At 71.6% G+C, this 13,092-nt stretch carries 7 protein-coding genes and 1 pseudogene; 7 read left to right on the top strand and 1 reads right to left on the bottom strand.

All coding sequences use genetic code 11. The features are described from left to right. Positions 1 to 8: 8 nt before the first annotated feature. The 5 genes from O7622_RS23060 (at position 9) to O7622_RS23040 (ending at position 9,525) form a co-directional block, all read left to right on the top strand. Positions 9 to 1,085 carry a phytanoyl-CoA dioxygenase family protein gene (locus O7622_RS23060; RefSeq protein WP_282310286.1) on the top strand — a complete coding sequence of 359 codons (1,077 nt, stop codon included), beginning with the start codon at positions 9 to 11 and terminating at the stop codon, positions 1,083 to 1,085. Positions 1,086 to 1,087: 2 nt separating this feature from the next. Next, positions 1,088 to 4,159 carry an AMP-binding protein gene (locus O7622_RS23055; protein WP_282310285.1) on the top strand — a complete coding sequence of 1,024 codons (3,072 nt, stop codon included), beginning with the start codon at positions 1,088 to 1,090 and terminating at the stop codon, positions 4,157 to 4,159. Further along, positions 4,156 to 5,871, top strand: coding sequence for a beta-ketoacyl synthase N-terminal-like domain-containing protein (locus tag O7622_RS23050; protein ID WP_282310283.1), 1,716 nt, complete (start codon positions 4,156 to 4,158; stop codon positions 5,869 to 5,871). Before O7622_RS23055 ends, O7622_RS23050 begins: the two co-directional genes overlap by 4 nt. Before the next feature lie 109 nt (positions 5,872 to 5,980). Beyond that, a complete protein-coding gene (locus O7622_RS23045) occupies positions 5,981 to 7,762 on the top strand; it encodes an ABC transporter ATP-binding protein (protein ID WP_282310282.1) in 1,782 nt (593 codons plus the stop codon). Continuing rightward, positions 7,759 to 9,525: an ATP-binding cassette domain-containing protein gene (locus O7622_RS23040; protein WP_282310281.1), complete on the top strand. Its 1,767-nt coding sequence runs from the start codon at positions 7,759 to 7,761 to the stop codon at positions 9,523 to 9,525. Before O7622_RS23045 ends, O7622_RS23040 begins: the two co-directional genes overlap by 4 nt. A 29-nt stretch (positions 9,526 to 9,554) precedes the next feature. On the opposite strand, the gene O7622_RS23035 is transcribed toward O7622_RS23040, so the two are convergent. Continuing rightward, positions 9,555 to 10,883, bottom strand: coding sequence for a condensation domain-containing protein (locus tag O7622_RS23035; protein WP_282310280.1), 1,329 nt, complete (start codon positions 10,881 to 10,883; stop codon positions 9,555 to 9,557). Between the two features lie 223 nt (positions 10,884 to 11,106). On the opposite strand from O7622_RS23035, the pseudogene O7622_RS23030 reads away from it, so the two are divergent. Further along, positions 11,107 to 11,685: pseudogene (locus O7622_RS23030) on the top strand (FAD-binding protein); the annotation flags it as partial. Between the two features lie 137 nt (positions 11,686 to 11,822). Continuing rightward, complete coding sequence (locus O7622_RS23025) at positions 11,823 to 13,079, top strand: glycosyl hydrolase family 18 protein (protein ID WP_282310279.1); 1,257 nt, start codon at positions 11,823 to 11,825, stop codon at positions 13,077 to 13,079. Positions 13,080 to 13,092: the final 13 nt, after the last annotated feature.

Here is a 13,092-nt window from a genome sequence, read left to right as displayed (position 1 = left end):
GTGAAGGAATGGCTCTGGAAGTCAGGACAACGTTCGGGGAACTGCGCCAGTTCGCCGCGTGGGTGGAGCCGGACGCGCGGCTCGCAGCGCAGTACGGTTTCCGCGACCGGACGATTCCCGACAGCGCACAGGCGATCGTGGATGCCGACCTCGCCGTATCCACGACGAACGGTCGGGGCCCGATCGTCGACGACTCCCGGGCGGACTGGGCACTGTTCTGTCAGGAACGGTTCGGGCTCCAGTCCTCGCGCTGGCCGTCGTTCCGCCGTCACCCGCTCAGCGACAACTTCCTCTGGCGCTCGATCGGCAGCGGCAAGCGGGTGCTCAGCGACGCCGAGGCCGAGGCGTACGACCGCGACGGCTACGTGATCGTCGAGGACGTGCTCAGTAAGGCGTTTCTGGAGGAGGTGGTCGCCGACCTCGACCGCTTCGAGGCGGAGCGCGTGACGGCTGCGAACGTCGCCGGCGGCAGGAACAACATCACGCAGGCCGGCAAGGTGTCGTTCAACGTCCAGCTCGCGCGCCACTCGGCACCGCTGCGCAAGCTCATCGCCCTGCCACTCCTGCAACACATGATGTACGACCTGATCGGGCCGAACGTCCGCCTGTACTGGGACCAGTCGGTCTACAAGAGCCCGAACTCCTGCCTGGCTTTCCCGTGGCACCAGGACACCGGCTACACGTACGTCGACCAGCCCGGGAAGATCGTCACCGCCTGGGTCGCGCTCACCGACGCGGATGAGGATTCGGGGTGCATGTGGGTGCTTCCCGGCGGCCACCGTGTGGGACCGCTCGTGCACGACAAGGGCGAGTTCGGCAACCGGGTGTTCGCGGAGGATCCGTCCGGCATGATCCCGCTGCCGATGCGGGCCGGGTCCATCATGGTCTTCGCGGGTCTGCTCCCGCACATGACCGGCGGGAACTTCCAGAACTGGACGCGCAAGGCACTCGTCGTCGAGTACGCCCCGGACGGCATGAACCGGATCGCGATCGACCCGTGGGGCGACAAGGTCGTCAGCCCGGCGAACAACCCGCACACGCAGTTCGACGTCCTGCGCGACGGGCGTCCGGTGGTTAGTCGGTAACGATGCAGACCGAGCACCGCGTTATCGCCCAGCTTGCGGGGCGGCCGCTCGCCACGGTACGGACCGAGGGGACATCGCAGTGCCTCTCGGAGGTCCTCGACCGGGCGGCGCACGGCACGACCACAGTCGGCACGATCGACTCCGACGGGACGCAGCGCGAGGAAACCTGGCGAGCCTTCCGGGACCGCGTCCGGCTGATCGCCGGCGACGCCCGTCGCGGGGGCCTCGACCACGGCTCCATCGTGGTCGTGGCCGCGACCGAACCGTCGGAGATCCTCGCGCTCTTCTGGAGCAGCGTCGTGGCGGGGGCCGAGCCGCTGCTGGTGCCGGCCGAACTCCTCGACGACCGGGCCGGAGGCGAATGGTTGGCCGCGCTCGCCGAGCACGCCCCCGTTCGCGCACTCGTCCACGCCAGGGCCGCCCGGTTCCGGGTCGTGTCCGAGGCGTCCGAGTGGGGGATCGACCCGATCTCGCTCGACCTGGACAATCCGGGCGGGCCGGACGGCGCCGATCCTGCTGCCGCCGACGGTCCCCTGTCGCTGGTGCACTTCATGACCTCGGGGAGCACAGGCGCCCCGAAGGTGGTGCCGCAGCGGCACCGGGGCATCATCGACATGGCGCTCGGCGCCGTGGCCGTGAACGGACTCGACTCCACGACGGTCGGCTTCAACTGGATGCCGCTCTCGCATGTCGGCGGCATGCTGATGGCCCACGTCCGGGACGCCGTGATCGCGGCCAGGCACCTCTCCGTCGCGACCGAACGCATCCTCACGGATCCCGGGGAGTGGTTCCGGCTCGTGACCGAGCACCGCGTCAGCGCGGTGTGGTCGCCCAACTTCGCCTATCGGATGCTGGCCAACGAGGCCGAGAACATCCCGCCCTACGGGCCCGTCGACCTCGCGAGCATCCGGTTCTGCCTGAACGGCGGCGAGGCCGTCTCCGCCAAGGACTGCGCGCGCTTCGAGGAGTCACTGGGCCGTCTGGGCCTGCCCAAGGGCACGATCGCACCGGCCTGGGGTATGGCGGAGACGTGCTCCGGTGTCCTGTACGCCCCGCACTACGACCCGCTCGCGGACTCCTCTCCGACCGTCTCGGTCGGCTTTCCGCTTCCCGGGGTCGAGGTCCGGATCGTGGCGACGGACGCCGCGGAGGACGGCCTCGGCGTGGGGCACCTGGAGGTTCGTGGCTCACCGGTGCTGGAGCGCTATCTGGTGGGTGGAGACCTCGCCATGGGGGCCGACGGCTGGTTCCGGACCGGCGACATCGCCCGGATCGACGACAGCGGCGTGCACTTCGTCGGCAGGGACGGCACCAGGATCGTCGCGAACGGCGTCACCTGGAACTCCGCCGACCTCGAGGGCGAGGTCGAGCGGGTCAAGGGCGTCGTGCCGGGCACGTGCGCGATCACCTCCTTCCGCGCGCCGAAGCTCGACCGTGATCAGATCGCCGTGTTCTGTACCGTCGACGAGGACGTGTCGGCGGTACGCGGCGAGGTCAGGCGGTGCGTGGAGACGATCATCGGCGGGCCCGTCGCGCACGTGATCGACATTCCGGCGGGCGCGATCGAACGGACCAGCATCGGCAAGGTCCGCAAGGGAAGGCTCGTACGGAGGTTCATCAATCCCGACCCGCCGCGGCTGTGGGAGCTGGAATGGGTCGCCCGGCCGTCGCCCGCTGAGGGAACACCGGCAAAGGCGCAGGGGCAGGTTCGCAAGCCGGTCGTCCTGCGCGGGTGCGGGTTGGTCCACTCGGCCGTGGCCGGCTGCGCGCCGGGGCAGCTGCACGAGGCGCTCGAGCACTGGCGTCAGGCGGCCGAGCCCGACCGGTTGCGTGGGCAGGACGTGGTGATCCTCGTCGAGGCGCGCGAGGGCGACGCCCGGCGGCTGCCCCGGTCGCACCCCGTTGCGGCGTACCTCCGTGCGGTCGCGCACGGGGCGGGTGCCCGCTCCGTGCGTACGGTCTGGATGCATCCGCTCGCGCACGAGCAGGTACTCGACGACATCCTGGCGCAGGAGCAGTCCTCGGAGGTGGGCGCGCGTCCGGCCGTCGCGGACCTTTTCGTGGGCCCGCGCGGCGACCTGTGGCGTCGTGTCCTCGCACCCGTCGACATCGGGAGCGACGCCCCGCCGGCGACCCACGCCGTGCTCCTCGGTGGCACCGGGCGACTCGGCGAGGCGCTCGGCGCCGAACTGTCCGCTCGCGGCCTGCGCGTCACGCTCGTCGGCCACCGCGCCCGGTCCGGGAGCGCCCCGGCGGGCGGCGTCGACAGGGTGTTCACCGACATCGCCTCGACCACCGCGGTGGGCGACCTGCTGGAGAAGATCAGGTGCGCTCCCGCGGAGCAGGCCCTGGTCGTCCACCTGGCGGGGGAGCCGCGACCCGCGCCGCAGGACGCGCTCGCGCGCCTTCTCGGTCCGAAGACCGACGGTGTCCGCACGGCCGTGGAGCTGGCGCACGCCCTGGACGCCCCGCTCGCGGTCGTCTCCTCCGTCAACGCGCACGTCGCGGGGACGGGCGTCGAGACCTACTCGGCTGCCTGCGCGGCGGCCGAGGTGATCGCGGAGCAGGCCACCCGGATCCCGGTCACCGTCGTGGCGGTGACCTCGGTGCGCGAGGCACGGCAGACCGACGAGGCGAACGTGGCGGTGGCCCAGGCGCTGGGGCTCGACGAGATCAGCGTCATGGACGTCGCCGCGTGCGTACTGGCCCGGCCCTCCCGCTCCGTGCTGCTCGGGGTACGCGAGGACGTCGCGTTCCTCCCGCAGCGGGAGGGTGGAGCGCAGCCCTCGCCGGACGCCGACCCCCCGGGCGCCGGGACGACGGACGAGGCCGGGTGGTCGCCGACCGTCAGCGCGCTCGCGCTCGGCCTGCGCCCGCTCGTCGGCGCGGAGCCGGTGCGTCCCCACGCCAACTGGTTCGACATGGGGTTGACGTCCGTCGACCTGCCGAACCTCGCCCGCGCTCTCGCGGGCCGCACGGATCGGAAGATCGGAGTGTTGGAGCTGATGCGGTTTCCGAGCCTCGCGGCGCTCGCGGAGCACATCGACGACAGCGGGAAGAGGAATGCCGGGTGAACGGCGAGATCGCCATCGTCGGGTACGACGCGTGCCTGCCTGCCGGACGTGCACGGGACGGGATCGACTCGTTTCTGAGGTCGGGAACGAGCGCCGTCGTGGACGTCTCCCGCGACGAGATGCTCGCCGCGGGAGTGCCGGAGGCAGACTTCGGCCGCGAAGGCTACGTCGCGCGCTCGGCCAGGGCGCCGTGGACGCCCGACACCGCACGCCACCTGGCCGGCCTGACTCCACACGAGCTGGCGATCACCGATCCGCAGCACCTGCTCTTCCTCGACTGCTGCATCGGGGCGCTCCAGGACGCGGGCATGAGTCCCGACAGTGTGCGCGGCCGCGAGATCGGCGTGGTCGGCGGCATCGGCATGGGCCTGTACGCGGGCCAGTCGCTCGACTCGTACTTCACGACGCGGTTGCAGCGGGACCTCTCCCTGCGGGATCAGCTCGCCTTCCCGGAGATCCTCATCGGCAACAGCAGCGACCACTGCGTCGGGCGGGTCTCCTACCGGCTGGGGCTGACCGGCCCGAGTGTGAACGTCCAGACGGCCTGCTCGACGGCGCTGTCGGCGGTGGAGCACGCGGTGCTCCTGCTCCGCAGCGGCCGGGTCGACACCGTCCTCGCGGGCGCCGCGGCGCTGTACTTCCCCGATCGTCGGGGATACCAGTGGGAGCGGGGCGGGATCCTGTCGCCGACCGGGGACTGCCGGGCGTTCGACTCCCAGGCCGACGGCACCGTCGGCGGCAGCGGCGGGGGTGTCTTCGTGCTTCGGCGCCACGAGGACGCGGTCGCCGACGGCGACACGATCCACGGTGTGATCGAGGGGATCTACTCTGCCAGCGACGGCGGGCAGCGCGCCAGCTACGCCGCCCCCGCCTTCGACGGCCAGGTGCGGGTCATCCGTCGGGCGATGGAGGACGCCTGCGTGAAACCGGACGACATCGCGTACGTCGAGGGGCACGGCACGGGGACGACGGTGGGCGACATCGTGGAGTTGGGCGCCCTGCACGAGGTGTTCGGCACGCGCCGGGACCCCCTGCCCGTGGGGTCGGTGAAGCCGGCGGTGGGTCACCTCGACACCGCTGCGGGCATCGCTTCCATGGTGAACGTCCTGCTCGGGCTGAAGCGCGGCTGGATGCCGCCGACGGTGCACTTCGAGGAGCTCAACGACGACGCGCGCGAATGGGTCGCCCAGCCGTCGTCGCGTCCTGTTCCGCTGCCCACCGACACCGCGCGGGTCGGCGTCAGCTGCTTCGGGGCGAGCGGCACGAGCGTGCACATCGTGCTCTCGGGTGGCCGGGCCCGGCCGAGTGCGCCCGGGGACGGGCCCGACGTGCCTGGCCGGGAGCGCCTCTCGATCGACGTCGGCGGCACCGCGGACCGGTCGCTCGCGCGCGCTCCGCAGCCCGCGGCGGACGAGGCCGGGGCGGACGGGGTCGCCCGGCTGGAGGACGCCGCGAGGTCCCGGCCCGGGCGGGAGGAGATCGTCAGCGGGCTCGTGGAGGTGCTCCGGCAACGCGGCGACTTCGCGCACCTCAGCGATGACCAACTCCTGGAGGTCGGGCTGCTCGACTTCGGGATCGACTCGGTCGACCTGCTCGCGGTCGTCAACCTCACCGACAAGCGGTGGGGAGTGGTCCTGGACGTCCTGGACCTGCTCACGGCCGAGAGCGTCGAGGCGATCGTGGACATGGTCGAGCAGGGACTGGACGGATGAGGTCGCCGGGACACCAGCCGGTGCGGCAGCCGCCTCGTCGACGGGCGGGGAGGCCACCGACGACGGCAGTCGCGGGTCACCGTTGAATGGTCGGACGGTGAGGCGACGGGTGGCAGCTGACCGTCCAGGCGCTACCGGCACGGTCATCAGGCGGCTGCGGCTGAACCTCTTCGCCGTCGGGTGGCGGTTCCTTCCCGGCTTCACGCTGGGCATCGTCCTGCTCCTGCTGGTGACAGCGGGGGTGCCGGCCGCGTCGATCGTGGCGATCGGCTTCGTCGTGGGCGGAGCGGCCGACGGCTCGTCGGCGATCGTGCTGGCCGGCACGGCGTTCGTGGTCCTCTTCGCCATCGACCAAATCTGCAATGTCGTGGTCGACGTCCTCGCCGACCGCTACGGGGGCCGAATACAGGAGAAGGCGGAGCGCGCCCTGATCCGGGCCCGCCTGTCCGACCCGGGCGCGGGGTCGCGGGCCCTCCGGGACGCGCTGGACGCCGTCGGCTCCGCGCCGCCGATGCGGCGGCTCGTGGTGTCGACCGTGCGGTACCTGCTGATGCGCGCGCAGGCGGTGATCCCGGGGCTCGTCCTCGTCTTCGTGGAGCCGCTCGCGGGCGTCCCCGTGCTGGTCGCGTTCGTCGTGCTGTCCGCGACGATGGAGCGGGACTACACGGCCGAGCAGTCGGCGGCGTACTCGGCGGACGAGGAGAGCGTGCGCGCGGTGTACCTTGCGGGCCTGGCGTTCCACCGGCGCACGGCCCGCGAGGTGATCCTCTTCCGCGCGGCCGACTGGGTGATCGGCAGGTTCCGCGAGGCAGCACACGGGGCCCGCCCGGCCACGCGCGTCGGCCCGCCACTGCTGGCGGCGTTGGCCCTCGCGGTGGCCGCGATGGCGTTCGCGCTGCTCGTGCTGGTGCGGGCCGGCCTGCCGCCCGCCCAGGTGGTGATGGGCGTGTCCTCGCTGGTCGCGTTGATGCTGGTCTTCGGCGTCACCATGGACGTGGTCTACTCGGCGATGGGCGCGCAGGTCTTCGACCGGGTCCGGCTCGCGACGACGACGGCACCACCGCGTCCGGCCGTGGCCGACCCGAGTGCTCCCCGGGCGGGACCGGGCAGCAGGATCCGGTTCGAACGGGTCACCTTCCGCTATCCCGGCGCGGACGGGCCGGTGTTCTCGGAGCTGAGCTTCGAGGTGGAGCTCGGGCGCAGCCTGGCGATCGTCGGCGCGAACGGTGCGGGCAAGTCCACCCTGCTGAAGCTGCTCGTCGGGCTGCTCGCCCCCAGCTCGGGACGGATCCTCTGCGACGGGGTCGAGGTGTCGGTCGAGGCGCTGCGCGTCGCCTGGCGGAACTCGTTCGCGTTCCTCGGCCAGCAGTACGTCCGCTATCCGGCCTCGGCGTACGACAACGTGACCTTGGGCCGCGCGGAGAGTGCGGCCGAGCGCGAACCGCGGGTGCGCGCCCTGCTCGACGACATCGATCCGGCGCTGTTCGTCCCGGGAGCGCCACGCCTCACGGCGGCGATGGGCGCGGGGAGCGGCCTCTCCGGCGGGCAGTGGCAACGCCTCGCGACGGCACGCGCGCTCGCGGGCATGGTGGACGACGACCGGCGTGTGCTGGTGCTGGACGAGCCGACAGCCGCGCTCGACGCGCAGGCCGAGGCGCGGTTCTTCGCCCAACTCGGCGAACTCGCGGGCCCCGGCCGCACGACGGTCATGGTCTCGCACCGCTTCGCGGGCATCCGACGAGCGGCCGAGATTCTGGTGCTCCACGGCGGCACGATCACCGAACGCGGAACCCACGCGACGCTGATGGACGACGACGGGACGTACGCGCGGATGTTCCGCTCGCAGGCCGACCGCTACCGGACGCCGAGCGAGGGGGGCGTGGCCGGATGACCTTCCCAGCAGCGCTCCGCGAGCTCCTGCGCCTGTCCTTCCGGGCGGATCGGCGCGCCGCCTGGGTCACCCTCGTCGCGTTCACGGTGCGACCCGTCGCCACCGTCGCCGCGTCGGTCGCGATCGCGGTCCTGGTGGCCATGTGGGCTGCGGGGAAACCCGCGTCGGGGGTGCCGTTCCTGGGCCTGGCCTGCGGGGCCCTGGTGGCGCAGGTGCTGCTCGGCCGCTACTCGCTCGCCGTCTCGGCTGTGCTGATCGACCGGACGAACCGGCTCATCGACGAGGATGTGCAGCGCGCGCTCTACGACGCCAGGTCGACCGAGCACTTCTCGGAGCGGCCCTTCGTGGACGACCTGCAGATCGTGCGCTCCGAGCAGGCGCGCCTCACCGAGGGCGCGGACGTCGTCGGGCTCATCCTCGGCACGACCGTCCGGTTGGCCCTGACCGTGGTCGTCACGGTGCTGGCGACCCCGTGGCTCCTGCTCGTGCCGCTTGCCGCAGTGGGTGCGTACCTGTGCGTCCGGCGGCGCGACGCGGCCGTCGGGGCAGCCCAGCGCGCGGCTGCGGAGAACGCGCGGATCAGCGGCGAACTCGCGGGCATCGGCACGGACGAGAAGTACGTCGACGAGCTGGTCCTGTCCCGGGGGGCCGACTACCTCCTGGCGGCGCACCGCGCCTCGGCCACGGCGGCCGAGGCGGCGCGGACCGCCGGCCTGTGGCGGGGCGCCCGGTGGACGATGCTCGGGGTCGTCCTGACGACCGCGGCGCTCGCCGCCGGAGTGGCGGGCCTCGTCCGCGCGCTCGCGGGGGGCACCGTGGGCATGGCGACGACGTTGGCCTCGCTGCTGCTGCTCTCGACGACCACGTCGCTGGTCGGTGCCCTGGCGCGCTACCTGGCGTCCTGCGCGGACTCGGTCCGCGTGGTCAGCGCCCTCGACCGGGTGCGCGGGCGGCTGCGCCGCGACCCGGTCGTGGACAACCCGGTGGGCGAGGTCTCCGCGATCGAGCTGCACGACGTCTCCTACCGCTATCCCGGAGCCGCCACCACGGCGGTCGAGGGCGTCTCCCTCCGGCTCGTCGGGGGCCGCATCTACGCCCTCGTGGGCGCGAACGGGAGCGGGAAGACGACCCTCGTGAGCCTGTTGAGCGGACTGGTCGCCCCCTCGTCCGGGGAGATCCGGCTCATCGGCGCGGGGGCAGCCGACCAGGGCGGGGCGCCGGGGCGGACTGTCGACACCACCTACATCACCCAGGACTTCGCCGAGCTGCAGTTCGCGCTCCGCGACGCGGTACGGCTCGGCGACGACCGGTTCACCGACGCCGACGTCGAGAACGCGGTGGAGAGTGCGGGCCTGGGGCAGCTCGCCCGGGAGCACGGTCTCTGGACGCCGTTGGGCGCCACCATGACGAACGGGCACCGTCTCTCCGGCGGACAATGGCAGCGCGTGGCACTGGCCAGGGGCTTCCTGCGCTCGGATGCCGCGCTGCTGCTCTTCGACGAGCCGACCGCCGCCATCGACCCGATCGCCGAGGAGATGCTGCTCGACCGGCTCATGTCCCGGGCACGCGCCGTCGCGCAGGAGCGGGCCGGGATCGTCGTCGTGGTCACCCACCGGATGTCGCTCGCGTCGGCGTCCGACGAGGTGATCCTGCTGCACGAGGGCCGGGTGGCCGGGGTGGGCCCGCACGAGCGGTTGCTCGACGTGCCCCTGTACGCGAGGCTGTACGGCGCGCAGCGCGAGGGTTACCTGGGCGGGGAGTAGCCGATGGGCTTCCCTCGGCGGGTTCGCCGCTATTCCGCCTGAGCGCCGACCGGGAGGGTCGATCCGTCGCGGGTGAGCTCGCCGACCGTGTCCCGCCACAGGGACAGCAGTCGCTGCAGATCGTCCGCCCCGAGCACGTCCGCCGCGCCGATCAACAGCGTGTTCGTGTCGGACGGGGACTCGGTGACGAAGATGAGCAGCTCGATGGCCGCCTGTGGGTGATCGATCTCCACCGTTCGTACGTCGACACCGTCCAGCGTCCAGTGCAGGTCCACGTCCTCCCGCGCGTACGCCAGCACGACCTGGTAGAGCGGGCTCCGGCAGGTGCCTCCCTCGCGCTTCTCGGCGGCGTGGGCGATCAGTGACGCGATGGGGTAGTCACGCCGCCGCAGCGAGTCGCGTACGAGCGTCCGGCACTCCTCGAAGGTCCGTTGCAGGCCCGCGGACCGGGGCGAGCGCGAGCGGAGGAGGATCAGGTTCTGGAAGAAGCCGACGGTGTCGAAGTCCTGTGGCCTCACCCGGGTGTCCACAGCCGTGACGAGGCTGACGTCGTCGACCCCGGAGAACTGCTTCAGCGCCCAGAGAAGTGCGGTGACGTGGATGATGAAGCGCGTGCAGCCCAATCGCCTCGCCGCGGCGCCCATGCGGGCGGAGATCTCCGGGCCGAGCAGGCCCTCGGTCACCACCGGCAGAGCTGTCTCCGTCTCGAGGTTGGTGAGGAGGCGTGGCGGCAGCGGCGTGAGGAGATCCAGGATCTCCGGAGAGTCCTCGATGCTCGGGAACGTGTTCCGGACGGCAGACGAATCGTAGGGGCACGGTTCGCCGAGATCCTCCGACCGGTCCGCGTACAGCGCGGCCAGATCACGCTGGAGAACCGCCCTCGAACGCTCGTCGATCGCGATGTGGTCGATGACCAGGAGGAGGCTGTGGACGCCCGGCGTGTGCGGGATCAGGATCGCCTGGAGCATCGTGTGGCGGTCCGGGGCCGTGAACCGGTGGGTGGCACCTTCGAGGGCGTCGCACACGTGTTTGCGGATCTCGTCCTCGTCGGACATTCCGGTGGCCGGTGCGATCGTGAACACGTTCGGGCCCTCGCCCGGATGGATGATCGCCAACACCTCGCCCGATTCGGCGAACGCGTAGTTGGTGCGGAGGATGGTGTGCCGGCGGACGAGTTCGATCAGCGCGTCGCGGAGTCGGTCGACGTCCAGCGCTCCGCGGATCAGCAGGTGGGTGCCCACGATCTGCGCGGGCGGCCCGCCCGGCGCGTGACGCCCCTTGATCAGGCGGCTCTGGGTCAACGACGCCGGGTGGACGGTCGCCCGCGCCGGCGCGCTCCGATCGAGGTGGTCCTTCATCCTGCCCGCCCTTCTCGCCGCTCGACCCGCGACTGCTGACCCGCGTCACCGCCGCGGTCGAGTCTGCCGAACGCGACCGCGAGCGTACTAGGTGGGCAGATGAACAGGAAGCAGACGTCCACGATATTGGGATGGTGGGGGCCGCAGCGAGGGCGTAGCCGGCGGTGCCCGCCAGCGAACCGGTGGCCTCGTCGTCGCCGCGGTGGTGCACGTAGTGGCACCCGTGGAGCAGCTCACCGTGTCGGTCGCCGACGCGGACAGGCTCGCCAGGGTCGTCGAGCGGGTCGCCGAGCGGAAGGGCTCCCGGCCGGCGCTGACCGAGGCGTCGGTGGTCGTGTCCGGTGGTCGTGGTGTCGGCATCGCGGGCAACTTCAAGCTGGTCGAGGAGCTGGCCGACCTGCTCGGTGGCGCGGTCGGCGCGTCCCGCGCAGCAGGCGACTCCGGCTTGTGTGACAGGGCTGACCGTGGTCGACGGCGGAAAGCGGGTGGTGATCGCCGGTCAGCAAGGCTTCCTGGTCTGGCGGCGGCCTACGCCTGCCTGGCGCAGGAGCCGACAGGCAGCAGCGACGTCGTGCTTGCGTGTCCCTACGCCCACCGCGACGACCGGGTCTACGAGTCGGTGGTCGGTTTGCAGGGGTTGCCGTCGGCCACCGGCACCCAGGGCCTGGACGCCGTTCTCGGTGTTGCTGCCGGCACCGGTCGATGCCGTGCTGAACTTCGGCGCCGCCCGGCTTCCGGTGAGGCATCAGACAGGGCGGCTCCGGCAGGAGGGCCGGCGGTCAGGGGTGGAACATGCCGATGACCTCGGTGGACGCGCGGACCAGGGTGTCGACGCCGGCCTTCCTCGAAAAATTCAAGGCGGTCTAACTCTGGACCTTTACTGTTAACAGTCTTAATAATAGGGCCCCGGTCCCACCTCGATCCGGAAGGTCCACCCCCATGCGTCGCTCCGCCGTCCTCGCCCTGGCCGCCGTCCTGGCGGCCGGCGCCACCACCGTCTATCTGGCCTCGTCCGCCTCCGCGGCCGCCGCCTGCTACCCCGCCTGGTCGTCCTCCACCGTCTACGTCGGCGGCGGCCAGGCGTCGTACCAGGGTGTCAACTACCAGGCCAAGTGGTGGACCCAGAACGAGAACCCGGCCACGCACAGCGGCCAGTGGGACGTCTGGGCCAACCAGGGCGCCTGCGGCGGCACCACCCCGCCGACCACGTCACCCCCGACCACGACGCCGCCGCCCACCACGCGGCCCCCGACCACCCCGCCCCCGACGACCCCGCCCACCAACCCGCCGAACACCGGGCTGCCGAAGCACTTCCTCACCGGTTACTGGCACAACTTCGACAACCCGGCCCAGGAGATCCGGCTCCGTGACGTACCGGCAACCTACGACCTGATCGCTGTCGCGTTCGCCGATGCGACGAGCACGCCCGGCGCGGTGTCCTTCGGCATCGACGCCGGCCTGAGCGCCTCGCTCGGCGGCTACACCGACGCCGACTTCAAGAACGACGTCGCCACCCTGCACTCGCGCGGCAAGAAGGTCGTCATCTCGGTCGGGGGCGAGCGCGGCACCATCTCGGTCGCCAGCTCCAGCGCCGCCACCAACTTCGCCAACTCGATCGTCGGCCTCATCGCCAGCTACGGGTTCGACGGCGTCGACATCGATTTGGAGAACGGCGTCAACGCGACGTACATGGGTCAGGCGCTGCGCGACATCCGCAGCCGGACGAGCGCCAACCTGATCATCACGATGGCGCCGCAGACCATCGACATGCAGAGCACCGGCAGCCAGTACTTCCAGTTGGCGCTGGGCGTCAAGGACATCCTGACGGTCGTCCACACCCAGTTCTACAACTCCGGTTCGATGCTCGGCTGCGACAACAACGCGGCGTACGGCCAGGGAACGGTCAACTTCCTGGTGGCGCTCGCCTGCATCCAACTCGAGAACGGGCTCCGGCCGGACCAGGTGTCCCTCGGCCTGCCGGCCGCACCGAGCGCCGCCGGTGGCGGCTACGTCAACCCCTCGGTGGTCAACCAGGCCCTCGACTGCCTCGCCAAGGGCACCAACTGCGGCTCCTTCAAGCCGCCGCGCACCTACCCCGGAATCCGTGGCGCCATGACGTGGTCGGTCAACTGGGACGTCACCAACGGCAACGGATTCGCCAGCACCGTCCGCCCCCACCTCAACACCCTTCCCTGACCCCCCGCAGGAG

It is taken from the genome of Micromonospora sp. WMMD1076 (assembly GCF_029581475.1).
Taxonomy (GTDB): domain Bacteria; phylum Actinomycetota; class Actinomycetes; order Mycobacteriales; family Micromonosporaceae; genus Micromonospora; species Micromonospora aurantiaca.
This window is presented reverse-complemented; position numbering and strand designations above follow the sequence as displayed.

What these genes read in the sequence shown, in the direction of transcription:
- O7622_RS23035 (WP_282310280.1), bottom strand. Translation starts at nt 10,883, where the DNA reads ATGAAGGACCACCTCGATCGGAGCGCGCCGGCGCGGGCGACCGTCCAC.
- O7622_RS23060 (WP_282310286.1), top strand. Translation starts at nt 9, where the DNA reads ATGGCTCTGGAAGTCAGGACAACGTTCGGGGAACTGCGCCAGTTCGCC.
- O7622_RS23040 (WP_282310281.1), top strand. Translation starts at nt 7,759, where the DNA reads ATGACCTTCCCAGCAGCGCTCCGCGAGCTCCTGCGCCTGTCCTTCCGG.
- O7622_RS23025 (WP_282310279.1), top strand. Translation starts at nt 11,823, where the DNA reads ATGCGTCGCTCCGCCGTCCTCGCCCTGGCCGCCGTCCTGGCGGCCGGC.
- O7622_RS23055 (WP_282310285.1), top strand. Translation starts at nt 1,088, where the DNA reads ATGCAGACCGAGCACCGCGTTATCGCCCAGCTTGCGGGGCGGCCGCTC.